The sequence below is a fragment of the Actinoplanes sp. NPDC048967 genome (assembly GCF_040649415.1).
Classification (GTDB): domain Bacteria; phylum Actinomycetota; class Actinomycetes; order Mycobacteriales; family Micromonosporaceae; genus Actinoplanes.
Window position 1 is genome coordinate 1 of the sequence record NZ_JBEZFL010000003.1, and the last position, 13590, is coordinate 13590.

Consider the following 13590-nt stretch of genomic DNA (forward strand, 5'->3'; position numbering starts at 1 on the left):
GACATCAGCCACGGAGACCTGGTCCGCACCAACCCGGACCAGACCAAGACCGTCGACCCCTGCAACCTGCAACTGCTCTACCAGGGCAAGGACCCGAACGCCGGCGGCGACTACAACAACCTGCCGTGGCGCCCGGGCGTACTCACCCTGCAGCGCTGACGGCACTCCGCCCCAGCTGTCGAGCCGCTGCCGGCAGGCGAACCCGCCTGCCGGCAGCGGCCACCGCCCCCAACCCGTCACTGACAGCAGAGGAGTACCACGATGCACCAGCCCGACATCGGCGAAACTCCCGTCGACGCGACCGCGCCGCCGCCACGAACCGACGCCACCCGCCGGCGTCTGCGCATGCTCCGCGCCTCGGTGGCGATCGGCGTGGTGCTGGCCGTCGCGGTGGTCGCGGCCCGGTCGGCGTCCGCTGACAGCCCGTACCAGCGCGGCCCGGACCCGACCGTGGCGAGCGTCGCGGCCACCTACGGACCCTTCGCCACCGCACAGGTCGGCGTGTCGCCCGGCAACGGCTTCAACGGGGGCACGATCTACTACCCGACCGACACGAGCCAGGGCACCTGGGGCGCGGTCGCCATCGTGCCCGGCTACACCGCCCGCTTCGCCGACGAGGAAGCGTGGATGGGCCCGCGGCTGGCCTCCTTCGGCTTTGTCGTCATCGGCGTCGAGACCAACAGCACCACCGACTGGGACACCGCCCGTGGCACCCAACTGCTGGCCGCGCTGGACTACCTGACACAGCGCAGCCCCGTACGCGACCGGGTGGACGCCAACCGGCTCTCCGTGATCGGCCACTCGATGGGCGGCGGCGGTGCCCTCTACGCGGCCACCCAGCGTCCGTCGCTGAAAGCCGCGATCGGCCTCGCCCCGTACTTCCCGTCCGGGAACCTGAACAACGACCGGGTGCCCACGCTGATCCAGGGCGGCCTGAACGACACGGTGGTGACCCCCTCGTACCTCGACGGTCTCTATCCCGGTCTGCCCGCCGCCACCCCCGGCGCGTACGTGCAGTACAGCGGCGCCGACCACCTGTTCTGGACCAAGCCGAACGACATCGAGCTGCGCACCCAGATCCCGTGGCTGAAGATCTTCGTCGACGGCGACACCCGGTACACCCCGTTCATGTGCCCGGCGTTGCAGGACAACACCCGGGTCGCCCGGTACACCGCCAAGTGCTCACTGATCCCCAGCACACCGCCGTCCTCGCCGTCGGCGACTCCGAGCGCGTCGACCCCGCCGACCTCGACCCCGCCGGCGACCACCGGCGCACTGAAGGGCCGGGCCAGCGGGCGCTGCACGGACATCACCGGCTACGGCACCGCCGACGGCACCCGGCTCCAGCTGTACGACTGCACCGGCCAGTGGAACCAGACGTGGAACTACACCAACAACACACTGGTCAACCCGCAGAGCGGCAAGTGCCTGAACACCGGCAGCGACGGCACAGCCGTGAACCTGTGGACCTGCAACGGCAGCGGCGCGCAGAAGTGGACGCTGCAGAGCAACGGCAACGTGGTCAACACCGCATCCGGCAAGTGCCTGGACGCGATCGGCCAGGCCACCGGAAACGGTACGGGTCTCCAGGTCTACAACTGCATCGCCGGTGGCCAGGGCAACCAGCAATGGTCGCTGCAGTAATCCTCGCGGACAGGTAGGGCAGGGTGCCGTCGGTTCATTCGGCGGCACCCCACCGCCCGACCGGGCGACACGGGACCGTGACGTCTTGACGACTCAACGTCACGGCTGCGCCGGCGACGGCACCATACTGCGGGCGACAACCACCTCTTTCGGGGAGTCGCCATGCCGGAGCCCATCGAAACCCTCGTCAACCGCGAACAGCAGCTCGACCCGGAGGAGCTTGCGGCGCTCACCCGCCGGCTCGACTCCCAACTCGAGGCGCTCGCCCTGACCAACGACCTCGAACGCACCGAGGAACTCGCCGACGAGGATGTGCGGGCGCGGCGCGACCTGTTCCGCGCCACCTTCGCGGACGCTCGGATCGACACCGAGAAACTCTTCGACACGATGATCGAGATTCAGCGGCGGCACCACACAGGTGTCGCGGACGCTCTGGAGCGGGCACTCGACATCAAGCGGCGCCTGATTCACGACCGGGTGCGCGACTGGAACCTGCACCTGCCGGCGCCCGAGCCGCCGGACTTCTGGTGGGCGTTCACGCAGCCGTTCGACACCAGCGGGCACACGATGGACTGGCGCAACGACGGGCTGCACATTTTCGGCGGGCCCAAAATAAACAAGTGGAACGTCTCGCGCAATGAAGTGTTCGGCGCCACCGCGCGGTTCACCATCACCGGGGACCGCTTCCCCCGGGACGCGCCGCCGTCGGGGTGGTGGGTGTCACGGCCGTTCGTCGAGCTGTTCGGCGGGGTGGTGGGCTTCGCGCCGGACTGGGACCTGTTGCAGGGGCACGGCATGGCGTCCTGCCGCCTGCACCTGCGGCACACCATCTTCCAGCTTGGCTTCGGACAGAACGGGCCGGTCCCGGTGATCCTCGGCGAGGCCGTCAGCGATCGGACCCTGCTCGACCTGGAGGACCTGGGATATTCGCGGCACGCGGGCATGCCGGGCTTCACCCCGCTGCCCGAGGTCCGCTTCCCGCATGCCGGACGGGCGGTCGCCGACACAGTCTTCGCCGAGGTGGAGGTGCGCTTCGACATCCACCTCAAGTCCGAGGGTGCGCTGGTCTGGTGCGACCCCGAGATTCTCCTGCGCAACTTCCAGTGGCCGCTGGCCCCGTCAACCTGAGCCGCCGACCGGGTACCTGTGGGGCGGACACGGGCCGAGCCCACGACGCCGGGGCATCCTTTCTCGAGCCGATCGAAAGCGCGGCGAGCCGGCTGCCGATCGGCACGGCGCCGCCGTTGCTCAGCGGACCGATCCGAAGGCGGAGGCGCGCCATGGATGCACACCTCGATCAGCGCGTCGAGTGCTCGACGTCATGGCGCCGCGTCGAACCTGACCTCGTGGGCCGCGCCGGGTTCCAGAAATGCCAACAGATCGAGCGCTTCGACCGTCGCGGCGTCCCGGTCGGCCGCGGACAGCGGAAGGAACGTCCGCACGACCACCGTGGCCTGGCCGCGGGTCTTCTCGACCGTCCACGCCGCCGCGGTGACACCGTCGACGAGCACGGGCTGAGGCACCGGCCCGTGCGGCGTCACCGCCCTGGTGCGGAACTCGTCGGTGAGGAACCGGCCGCGGTCCTTGTGCGAGAGCAGCAGGTTGTCGAAGTCGTACAGGAATCGCACGGGCGCCGGCGTGTCCGGGCCGGGACGTGGCGCGTCGGGCAGGTCGAGGTAGCCGCCGGCGAACTTCACCAGTGAAAGCCTCTCGACGACCTCGCTCAGCTTGGTGAGCCCGCACCACATCTGCATGTCCTGGACGGTCGCCGGCCCGTACGCCGCCAGGTACCGCTGCACCAACGTCTCCAACGACGCGGTGCGCACCGGTGCGTCGACCCATCCGTCCAGCGGCGCGTGCATCGGGCGGCCACTGCGCTTCCACGCCCCACGCGGCGGGGTCTGCACCACCGGCAGAAGGTTACGCACCGCGTACGCGAGCGCCGCGGGATTGTTGTCGGGCCACCGTTCCAGCAGCGCCGCGCCGAGTTCCGCCGGGGTGAGCGGCCGTTCCGCCAGGATCTCGCGGCCGGCCGCTACCACCGCGTCGGTGTCGAGGCCGCGCATCCAGCGCCCGTGGGTGTTGTTGCGGAACAGGTCCCGATCGAGCGCGGGCTGCACGAGCGGGCGCAAGGCCACCGCATCGGCCGCGCTGACGAAGTGGATCGTCGAACGCATCAACGCCATCCGCACCGCCTGGCGAGAGGTGAGCAGATCGGCCACCGCGGCCGGCCGGCATCCGGCCACACGCGCCCACAGACCCACATACCAGGTGTGCGGTGTCTGCGCCTGGAGACCGACGAGGTGCTCGGTCACCGCCAGCGGCGACAGCTCGGTTCGCTGTAGCAGGAACTGCCGCGCCAACGTTGCCCGGTTCAGCGCCCGGTGATCGAGCACACTCATCGCCACATTGTGCCTCGCCCTGAGCGAGCGGCCTCTACGGGTTCCTGGTCCTGGTCGCTTTCAGCACCCGGTCAGGACAAGGAAATGCCGTTCGAACCTGGTAACAGGTCCGGACGAACGCACCGCCCCACACGTGAGACGACGCACTAGCGTGCCGACGGGCTTTGTCGGCGGCCGATGCGCGCATCCGCGGACGGCGGACCGCCGGTTCCGGCCTGGAGCTGGCGGGCCGCCGCAATCCGGTGGAACGGTAGCTGCTCGGCGCCCGAAGCGATTCGATGAGTCGGTTCCGATAGCCCGCATGCGGAACCTGCGTGCCAGCTCCAGCGGTAGGCCCAGGTCGGTGACGGAGCCTGGCCCGGGTCCGGGTGCGCAGCGCCCGCCGCCCGCAGCGTGTTCTCCTACGGCTCGTGCTCGAGCGTCTGTCCGACCAAAGCGGTGGCTGCGGCGAAGGCGCCGATTCGACGATCCTGAGCCGGTCGCCGCGGTTGGCCGCCGAATCCGCAGACACCGCCAGCAGCGCAAGTCCCGATGGAGGCGACTGATCCCGGACTGACACGCACTACTCGCTCTGGCCCACCTGCGCAACGACGAGACCTACACCCGCACCGCTACAAGGTGATCGTGGGTCGATAGCGCAGCCGGGCCCCTCTCGTATCGTGTACGGGAACCGCAACAAGCGTGATGCGACGCGCACGGCAGCCGGCTCAGGCTCCGCCTCGGCCGACTCGCACAAGCGCTCAAACGGCACCACCCCGTCACACCGCATCACTACCTCGCCTGCATCGGTGTGTGCACCAGCCGGCAGAACCGCGGCGTCGGTACCGCCCTGCTCACCGATCACCGCCCCGGCCTGGATCACCTCCGCGCACCGACCTGTCTCGAGGGCCTATGACCGACGTACCCAGGCCTTGTGCCGGCGTCTCGGCCGGGCCAGGCGGCACCCCGTCGTGGCGGGTGCCGTACCCGGGCGGTGCGCCGCGGACATCCTCCAACCGGCGGTGCACCGCCCCGCAGTAGCCACATCCCCGATGTCGCTGAGCCCGTCGCCGAAGGTTAGTGGGAAGCTTTCGGCGTACGACCGTACGGCTGAGCGCCGCGGCGACCGGCGATCCGGCCGTGGTGCGCTGCGAGTTGACGGTGGGCCGGGCCACGCTGCGCCACAAGCCGGAATCCGTCGCGGAGATCCTGGCGGCTCTCTGCGGCTGAGGCCCTTCCGCTGAACCTGAACTTCCTTCTATTGTGGCCATACAGTCGCCGGGCCCTCGCTTAGCGTAGGCGCCGCGCCGCAGGCTGGACCTTTCACGGGAGAGGCACGGGGATGATCAGAAAACTCATGACAGTGCTCGCCGCTGCGCTGGTGTTGCTCGCCGCCGAGCCCGCGGAGGCGGCCACCGTGTTGCCACCCGGGGCCGCACACAAGATCGGCAGCACCTACCAGGAGCGCGTGAGCACCGGCGAGGTCCTGACCTTCCGGCAGGTGAACGAGGTGGAGAGCGTCGCCCTCGTCTCGCGGCGCAGCCTCGGGCAGTGCAGCTGGACCTACTTCTGCCAGTGGGACAGCACCAACTACGACGGCGAGTTCCACCGGTACAGCCTCAACGGGATCGCCGGGGCTCCCGGCCACTGCTGGAACATGGGCAGCTCGGCGAAGGACGACGGCGAGAGCTGGTGGAACGACACCAACACCGACGTACGGGTGTACGACTGGGTGAACTGCAACGCCGGCGGCTGGAACCGCACGGTCGCGGCAAGCGGCTACGCCACCTGCCAGAGCAGCGACTGGTGCGACCGCGTGACGAGCCTCTACGCCTGCGGCCGCTTCACGACTCCCGGATCACCTTGTTGACGACGTCCGGCCCGCAGTACTGAGCCGTGTCGATGTGGTTGACGCCCAGCTCAACCGGCTTGCGCAGCACGTCGACAGCGGCATCGCTATCACGGGGCGGCCCGATGGCGCCGGGGCCGGTCAGCTGCATCGCACCGAAGCCCTTTCAGGCACGCGGCGGCGACATCCAGCGCCGCGGCACTATACGGCCGCTTCGGCGGTGTCCGCCACGGCTGCCCATACGGGATCGGTACCCGCGCGCCGACCGCTCGCATGCAGCGTGAGGGTCTGTGGGAAGGCGAAACCAGCGACTTGGACGAGGACGCGGAACAACTCAGTCTGACCTCGGACCCGGCGTCAACCGCGGCGCCCGCCGGCGCCGTGGCCGGCGTGCCACAGCAGCTCAGTCTGTTTCCCTCCCCCACTCAGATGCCGCCGAGTACGCCGCCGCCGACCGGCGAGTACTACCCGATCCCGGCGGAGCGCTCTGGGTGGCTGGCCCGGGTGCTCGGACGAACAGCGGCTGCCGCCGCGCTGCTCTTCGCCGGAGAGAGCGACCATGCACGCCGATTTGTCAACGAACGGCAGAGCCACAGGTCGTTCGGAGAAGACGAGTTCCACCTCGGCACCCTCGAAACCCGCAACACCGGCGTGGGTAAGGCCGTCGGTGTCCGGCACACCGTGCGCTGGCAGGGCGATCAGCAGATGGAAGTGTTCCATGGACTCGACGCGGAGTCCTTCGCGGCGTTGCGGGATAACGGCGTAGGTCAGTACGTCTCGGGCATCCGCGGCGGTGAACCGATCATCGTCGGAAGTGGCACCGAAATACTCGTCAAGACAGGCGACGGGACAATGACGGGATTTCGCCTGCGGCCGCGAGGTCGCCGTCAACGCCGATGACGTCGAAGGTTGGCCGTGCCCCGGCGGCGGCAAGCATCCCGGACTGTGGCATTCCGGCCACCGCCGCCCACGACCCCGATCTCGATGCGCCGACGACTACGACAGCCCGAGCGAGGTATAGAGCCGACCGCGGCGACGAGGGCGCTGCTGCGCATAACGTGGGCCACGGAAACAACGGCTGAAAACCCGGCTTAAGCCGCCCGCACGGAGATGACACCATCATCCTGCACCACGGCGATCACCATGGGTGGGCACCACTGCCGGCAGTACGACCGTGGCAAGCACCGACGCTCACCGGGACGAGCGGGATCTGCGGTACCGAGCTGGAATCCGTGCATCCAGCGAGTGCCCTCGTTGTCTGCGGATCGTGTGCGGTGCCTGCGACAGCGGCTTCGTGCCCGACCTCGGATCCATCTGCCACCCGTGTCATGACAGTTCTGTCGCCACCACCCGGCCCGGACCGTTCTGGCCCCGCACGATCGAGCTGGGCGCCTTCCACGGCGTTCGCGAGAACGGCGTCCTGGTCGCCATGGCCGGCGAACGGCTGTGCCCATCCGGCTGGGCGGAGATCAGCAGCGTGTGTACGACGACGCCGGTCCGCGGCCGCGGACCGGCCGCGCACGTGCTGGGGGCCACCGTGGACCACATCCACGCGCGCGGCGAGCACCCGGGGCCGTGAGCGCCGGGCGGCAGGACGACGGGGTGCGGCGCGAGCGGGGCCCCCTATCCTGGGGTCGTGCACGGACCTTCCGGCCCTCTCCGCTCACCGCCAGACGCCGCTGGACCTTCCGTCACCGAGGGCGACGGGCCCGGCGTACGGTGGTGGCGCGAAGCGGCGGTCACGGCGACGACGTTCGCAATCTTCGTGCTCGGCGGCGTGGTGCAGGCCGACGGCACCCTCTCCCCGCCGGCTGCCGCCGTGTACCTCATGGCCGCGGCGTCCTGCGGTGTACTGGCGGCCCGGCGCCGGGCACCCCTGGCGGTCCTGCTGGCCACGGTCGCGTTCGGTGTGCTGGTCCAGCCCTTCGGACTTCCGCTGAACCCGCTCGTCGCGGCTCCCGTCGCCGTGGCGGCCTACTGCTACGCGCTGACCACGAGCACCGAGGCCCGTGCGGCGGGCGCGGCGCTGCTCGCCTCGGCGGCGCTCTTGGTCGCCTCCATCCCCTCGTGGGACGACCTTTCCTGGCAGGATGCCGGGCGGATCGGCGCGGTGGCGGCGGTCCCGCTGGTGGCCGGCGTGCTCGGCAGCTCGGTGCGCAACCGGCGGGCCTACCTGGCGGCCATGGAGGAACGGGCCCGGCGGGCCGAGGACAGCCGGGACCGCGAGGCCCGCCGCCGGGTGGCCGAGGAGCGGATCCGCATCGCCCGCGAGCTGCACGACCTCGTGGCCCACCAGATCACGCTGGCCAACGCGCAGGCCACGGTCGCCGCCCACCTGTTCGACGCCCGGCCGGAGCAGACCCGGGCCGGCCTGCACCAGGTCGTCGAGACCACCCGCCAGGCACTCGACGACCTCCGGGCGACGGTCGGGCTCCTGCGACAGTCCGGGGACCCGGCCGCGCCGGCCGAACCGGCGCCCGGGCTGGACCAGCTTCCCGCGCTCCTCGAGTCCTTCCGCCGCGCGGGCCTGCGGGTGGCGGTACACCGGGACGGCACGGCCCGGGCCCTGGCGCCCGGTGTGGACCTCAGCGCCTATCGCATCGTTCAGGAGGCCCTGACCAACGTGACGAAGCACGCCGGTACCGCCAGCGCGGACGTCCGCCTCGCCTGGCACCAGGACCACGTCACCATCACCATCGCCGACGACGGCGGGAGGAGGACACATACCGCGCCGGACCGTCCGCCCGGCTACGGGCTGATCGGGATGCGGGAACGCGCCGCCGCGGTCGGCGGAAGCCTCACCGCGGGCAGGAGCCTGGAGGGTGGCTTCCGCGTGTGCGCCCATCTCCCGCTCCAGCCCGGCGGCGCACCGGGCGACGGAGCGGACGGGGGTACGCGGTGACGCTCCGGGTGGTGCTCGCCGACGACCAGGCGCTGTTGCGCGACGCGTTCCGGTTGCTGCTCGACAGCGCGGACGACATCACGGTGGTCGGTGAGGCCGCCGACGGTCGGGAGGCGGTGCGGTTGACCCGCGAGCTGCGCCCCGACGTGGTGGTCATGGACATCCGGATGCCCGGCGTGGACGGCCTGACCGCCACGTCGGAGATCTGCGCGGACCCGGACCTGCGCGCGACCCGCATCCTCATCCTCACCACGTACGAGACCGAGGAGTACGTCGCTCAGGCGCTGCGCGCGGGGGCCGGCGGCTTCATCGGCAAGGGCATCGGGGCCGGTGAGCTGCTCCACGCGGTACGGACGATCGCCGCCGGTGACACCCTCCTGTCCCCCGCCGCGACGCGCTCCCTGGTCGCCCGTTTCCTGGCCACCCCGGACGAGATCCCGCAGCGGCACCACGAACAGCTCGACCTGCTCACCACTCGGGAACGGGAGATGGTGGCGCTGGTGGCGAGCGGCTTGTCCAATCAGGAGATCGCCGAGCGGATGTTCCTGAGCCCGTTCACCGTCCGGGCCCACGTGCAGCGCGCCATGACGAAGCTGGAGGCCCGCGACCGGGCCCAGCTGGTCGTCATCGCGTACCGGACCGGTCTGGCGCAAACCACGCCCGACGGCCCACATTGATCGCGGTGTCAGGCCGCCGCCCCTCACGGCATCTCGGGCAGGACGAGGACCGAGTGAGCCGGCCGGACCGGCGCCGCGGGCAGGGCGGCGAGTGCACGCAGCGCGGCGTTGCGTTGCTCGAGAGCCTGGGCGGTGACGGGGAAGAGCGTGGCTCCCCCGTTGTCGACCAGCGCCTGGTTGGCGGCCACGAACGGGCGCAGGGCGCGTTCGCAGGCGGCGAAGGCGGCGGTGTGGTCGTCGTGCGTGGCCAAGGCGTGGGCGAGCATGTACGCGCCGACGAGCGCGAGGCTCGAGCCCTGCCCGGTGAGGAACGACGGCGCGTACGCGGCGTCGCCGACGAGCGCGACGCGGCCGCTGGACCAGTGCGGCATGCGGATCTGGCCGGCCGTGTCGAAGAACAGGTCCTCGGCGTCGCGCATAACCGCGATGATCCCGGGCACCTCCCACCCCGCGCCGGCGTACACCGAGGCGATCAGCTCCCGCTGGACGACCGGGTCCCGCAGCGCCCGCGTCGGCGGTTCGGGCTGGTGGAAGTGCAGGAAGGCGTGCAGCTCGGGGCTGTCGCCGACGGCGTACAGTCCCGCGGCTCTGCCCGGGGTGTTCCACACCAGGAACTCGTGGGAGAGCCCAAGGGTGTTCGGCATGGTGAAGATGGCGATGCCGTAGCCGAGGTAGCGGTGGAACTGTTCCTCGGGACCGAACAGGGACCGCCGCGTTTGTGAGTGCATGCCGTCGGCGCCGACGACAAGGTCGAACGTGCGCTGCCGCCCGTCGCGGAAGGTCACGTCGACCCCCTGCCTGGTCTGGTCGAGGGTCGCGACGGAGTTGCCGAACAGGAACTCCACGTCGTCGCGGACCAGCCCGTGGAGGCTCGCGGTCAGATCGCCCCGACGCACCTCAAGATCCTGCCCCTCGACGCTTCCGGCGACGGCATGCGGGGCCAGCGAGGTCACTTCGCTACCGCCGGCGTCCAGGAAGGTGCACAGCCGCATGTCGACGTGCGCCGCGCGTAGCCGCGGCAGGATGCCCATCCGTCGCACGACCTCGATCGCTGTGCCGCGGACGTCGATCGGGTAGCCACCGGCACGCGGCGCGCCGGCCTTCTCCACGACGGTTACCGCGAATCCGGACCGGTGCAGCCAGTACGCCAGCGCGGGCCCGGCGATGCTGGCTCCCACGATGAGAACCGTGCGCTTCGGTTCGCCCGTCATGACGTGATTCCCTTCCGGGTAGCGCGGACGGCGACAAGGGACAGGGCGCTGGCGAGGCCGGCGACGACGAACCCCACGGCGAAGGCGGCCTCACTCGGCGCGCCGGACGCCGGGCCGGTCCCCGCGGCGAGGATCGTGCCGCCCACCTGGGCGCCCACGATGGTGCCGAAGAGGCGGGTCACCACGAGCAGGCTGGTGGTGATGCCGGTGTCCCTGGTTGCGACGGCGGAGGCAGTGCTGGCGAGCAGCGCCGTGGTGCCGGCGCCCGCGGCGAACGCGGTCAGCACCTTCGCGACGGCCAGCTGCCAAGCGGCGTCGTGCAGGACCGCCAGGGCGACCATGGTGACCGCCGTGACGCCGATACCCGCGACGACCACGGCACGCGGGCCGAAGCGCCGCGCCGCGATGCCGCCGACCGAGTCGCTCACCGCTCCCGCGATGGCGCCGGGCAGCAGGAGCAGTCCGATGTCGGTGGTGCTGAGCCCGAAGCCGTACCCGTCGGCGGACACCGCGAACATCTGCGGGAGCAGGATGACCACCATCCCGAAGGCGATGGACATGAGGAAGGTGAGCACGATCGAGGAGCGCATCGCCGGCCTGGCCAGCATTCGCAGATCGACCATCGGCGTGGCCGCACGGCGCTCGACGATCACCCACCCGGCGGCGAGGGCGGCCACCACCAGGACGATGGCACCGACCGCCAGCGGCGGCAGGCCACCGCCGGGCACCGCCACCAGAACCAGCATGAGCGCGAGCAATGTGGCGCTCAGCAGGGCGACGCCGGGCCAGTCGACCGGGTCGCCGGACGGCGCCGGCGGGTCGGGCGGCATCAAGCGGGCCACAGCCGTTGTCGCCGCGACGATCACGACGGTCGGCAGCACAAAGATCCACTGCCAGGACAGCCCGTGCGCGATGGGCCCGGCGACCGACATCCCGATGATGCCACCACCGGTGAACAGCGCGAGGACGACCCCCATGGCGGCCTGGGACTCGCCGGCCGTGAGATGCCGGCGTACCAGGATGAACGAGAGCGGCAGCGCACCCACCATGACGCCCTGCAGGATCTGGCCAAGCAGCAGCACCGGCAGGTTCGGCGCCAGGCCGGCCAGCAGGCCACCGGCCGAGACCGCCGCCATCAGCCAAAGCAGCACCCGCTTGCCGCCGTAGCGGTCGCCGAGCTTCCCGGCGACCGGGGCGAGCACCGCGCCGGTGATGAGCAGCGCGTTGGCGACCAGCGCCCCCTCGGCCGGGCCCACCCCCAGCTCCCGTTGCAGCAGCGGGAGCGCGGGCTCCACCACCGACTGCAGGGTGCCGAGGGCTAGTGCCAGGATGCCGAGGGCACCGATGGACCGCCTTCCTGGACGGACCGGCGCGACCGTACGCGCCGGCGAAACCGCAGCTGTGGACACGGAAGTTCCTCTCATGGGCGACCTGTGAAGTCCCTCCCACACTTCCGTCCGGCGGCCCGCGGGGCGTCGTCCCGCGCGACCGTTCCGGCCTGGTGCATCCGAACGAGCCGCCCGCGTGTCCTAGTGCGTGCGCACCAGAAGAGCGGCGTCCCTCGCCTCGAGCACCTGGTTGAGCTCGTCGTAGCGGTACGTGGTGGCGTAGTCGTCCGGCGGTCAGAGTCCCCTTGGGCCCACACCCGCGAGCCGTACGAGACGGCGCTGGACCGGGCTCGGGCGCATTGGACGGCTGAGCCACGGGTGTTCACCGGCGCCTGATGGGTGCCGTCCTGGCTCGGCGGTCGGGAGCCGCCTCGGCGGCGCTGGCCGCTGATCCTGGCCGACCGCGGCCGGTCCCGCCACGGCTCACCCCAGGCGTCGGACATCCCGCGACCGGCATAACCGCCGTGCCGGGGTGGCCCGCTGGCGGGCCTGCGCCGATCGGCCGGCCCGAGTCGGATCGGGCCAGCACCCGCTCGTGGCGGCCCCGCGGCCAGGAGCCGCCCTGCTTCCACCCACGTCAAGGTCGTGTGGCGGAGCCAGTGGGTGCTGATCTGCTGACTCGCAGCCCACGGCAGCTGCTGGCCGATCCGGACCCACAGATGGTCGTAACGCCGGTACGTACGTCATTGATTTCCGCCAGCGGGGCATCCGGAACGGCCCGGCGGGTGCTGGATAACCGGCGCGGTTTGGCTACCTTGCCGGTTCCAGCACATCCCGTACGCCTTCTTCGAGCCCGGCGTCGCCGCCGCCACCACGACCGGCACATACTCGGCGAACGTCGGCGCGAGCGGGCGCACCGGGGCCGAGGCGACCAGATCATGCGGCGAGATACCCATCCGCGACAACAACAGCCGGGCGACCTCACCGCCGCCTCATCAAGACCCGACCCGCTCATGACTGCTCACCACCGAGCACCTGGGCGTGGATGGCGTCGACCAGGGTGTCGAGCACGGCCGGGCTGTGGGCCACGAGCAGGTCCGCAGCGGGATAGGCGGCCAGCAGCACCCGATCGCCGGGTCCCAACCGGCACCAGTGCCTGACCGCCGCGGGCAGGTGCACGTAACCCCGTTTCGTGACCCGGAACAGGCCGTTGTCGTCAGCAGCGACGACAGTCAGGCCCTTGCTTTCGCGGATATCGAGCCGCTGGCCGGCAGCCCAGGCAAGCGCGCGCATGATCGTCCGGTCGGCGATCCGCCCGCTCGCGTCCAAGGTGCTCACGCCATAGCCGGCCGAACCGGCACGCTTCTCCGACAACTTCGCCAACGGCAACGACCGGCGGACGGTAGGCCGAGATGGCGGCCGCCAGCGAGGCGGATCCGACCGATCTGCCAGAGCTACCGCGGGGATCACTTGCCGCTGAGACAGCTCGCTCATGACGAACACCCCCGAGCCGGAACAGCGGCGTTCGAGGGTGTCGTGAAAGCTGAGTTCTCGTGGTCAGGCGCGCTTGACCACACGTACATCTGGTAACGCAGGGA

At 70.9% G+C, this 13590-nt stretch carries 14 protein-coding genes; 9 read left to right on the forward strand and 5 right to left on the reverse strand.

All coding sequences use genetic code 11. From position 1 onward, the window contains the following. The first annotated feature begins 3 nt into the window (after positions 1 to 3). From AB0C12_RS12525 to AB0C12_RS12535, 3 genes are all read left to right on the forward strand, one after another. Entirely contained in the window at positions 4 to 159 is a 156-nt protein-coding gene (locus tag AB0C12_RS12525; protein WP_360548968.1) for a non-reducing end alpha-L-arabinofuranosidase family hydrolase, read from the forward strand. A gap of 102 nt (positions 160 to 261) precedes the next feature. After that, positions 262 to 1644 (forward strand): ricin-type beta-trefoil lectin domain protein, encoded by a 1383-nt coding sequence (locus AB0C12_RS12530; protein WP_360547163.1) that lies wholly within the window; start codon positions 262 to 264, stop codon positions 1642 to 1644. Between the two features lie 162 nt (positions 1645 to 1806). Further along, the gene (locus AB0C12_RS12535; protein WP_360547165.1) at positions 1807 to 2772 is read left to right on the forward strand and encodes a hypothetical protein; all 966 of its coding nucleotides are present in this window, start codon (positions 1807 to 1809) and stop codon (positions 2770 to 2772) included. Between the two features lie 191 nt (positions 2773 to 2963). On the opposite strand, the gene AB0C12_RS12540 is transcribed toward AB0C12_RS12535, so the two are convergent. Further along, positions 2964 to 4046 carry a winged helix DNA-binding domain-containing protein gene (locus AB0C12_RS12540; protein ID WP_360547167.1) on the reverse strand — a complete coding sequence of 361 codons (1083 nt, stop codon included), beginning with the start codon at positions 4044 to 4046 and terminating at the stop codon, positions 2964 to 2966. A 1059-nt stretch (positions 4047 to 5105) separates the two neighbouring features. Between AB0C12_RS12540 and AB0C12_RS12545 the strand changes: the two genes are divergently transcribed. Both AB0C12_RS12545 and AB0C12_RS12550 read left to right on the forward strand, forming a co-directional pair. After that, complete coding sequence (locus tag AB0C12_RS12545; RefSeq protein WP_360547169.1) at positions 5106 to 5255, forward strand: hypothetical protein; 150 nt, start codon at positions 5106 to 5108, stop codon at positions 5253 to 5255. A 127-nt stretch (positions 5256 to 5382) separates the two neighbouring features. After that, entirely contained in the window at positions 5383 to 5895 is a 513-nt protein-coding gene (locus tag AB0C12_RS12550; RefSeq protein WP_360547171.1) for a peptidase inhibitor family I36 protein, read from the forward strand. On the opposite strand, the gene AB0C12_RS12555 is transcribed toward AB0C12_RS12550, so the two are convergent. Beyond that, positions 5870 to 6025, reverse strand: coding sequence for a hypothetical protein (locus tag AB0C12_RS12555; protein ID WP_360547173.1), 156 nt, complete (start codon positions 6023 to 6025; stop codon positions 5870 to 5872). The two genes, AB0C12_RS12550 and AB0C12_RS12555, sit on opposite strands and share 26 nt — an antisense overlap. Before the next feature lie 122 nt (positions 6026 to 6147). Between AB0C12_RS12555 and AB0C12_RS12560 the strand changes: the two genes are divergently transcribed. The 4 genes from AB0C12_RS12560 (at position 6148) to AB0C12_RS12575 (ending at position 9453) form a co-directional block, all read left to right on the forward strand. Next, entirely contained in the window at positions 6148 to 6774 is a 627-nt protein-coding gene (locus AB0C12_RS12560) for a hypothetical protein (RefSeq protein WP_360547175.1), read from the forward strand. Between the two features lie 394 nt (positions 6775 to 7168). Continuing rightward, complete coding sequence (locus AB0C12_RS12565) at positions 7169 to 7453, forward strand: hypothetical protein (protein WP_360547177.1); 285 nt, start codon at positions 7169 to 7171, stop codon at positions 7451 to 7453. Positions 7454 to 7510: 57 nt separating this feature from the next. Further along, on the forward strand, positions 7511 to 8776 hold the full coding sequence (locus AB0C12_RS12570) for a sensor histidine kinase (protein WP_360547179.1): 1266 nt from the start codon (positions 7511 to 7513) through the stop codon (positions 8774 to 8776). After that, positions 8773 to 9453: a response regulator transcription factor gene (locus AB0C12_RS12575; RefSeq protein ID WP_360547181.1), complete on the forward strand. Its 681-nt coding sequence runs from the start codon at positions 8773 to 8775 to the stop codon at positions 9451 to 9453. The genes AB0C12_RS12570 and AB0C12_RS12575 overlap by 4 nt, the downstream gene beginning before the upstream one ends. A 23-nt stretch (positions 9454 to 9476) precedes the next feature. On the opposite strand, the gene AB0C12_RS12580 is transcribed toward AB0C12_RS12575, so the two are convergent. From AB0C12_RS12580 to AB0C12_RS12590, 3 genes are all read right to left on the reverse strand, one after another. Beyond that, positions 9477 to 10664, reverse strand: coding sequence for an FAD-dependent monooxygenase (locus AB0C12_RS12580; protein WP_360547183.1), 1188 nt, complete (start codon positions 10662 to 10664; stop codon positions 9477 to 9479). Next, positions 10661 to 12073 (reverse strand): MFS transporter, encoded by a 1413-nt coding sequence (locus AB0C12_RS12585; RefSeq protein WP_360547185.1) that lies wholly within the window; start codon positions 12071 to 12073, stop codon positions 10661 to 10663. Before AB0C12_RS12585 ends, AB0C12_RS12580 begins: the two co-directional genes overlap by 4 nt. Positions 12074 to 13003: 930 nt before the next feature. Then, the gene (locus AB0C12_RS12590) at positions 13004 to 13381 is read right to left on the reverse strand and encodes an AbrB/MazE/SpoVT family DNA-binding domain-containing protein (RefSeq protein WP_360547187.1); all 378 of its coding nucleotides are present in this window, start codon (positions 13379 to 13381) and stop codon (positions 13004 to 13006) included. Between the last annotated feature and the right edge of the window lie 209 nt (positions 13382 to 13590).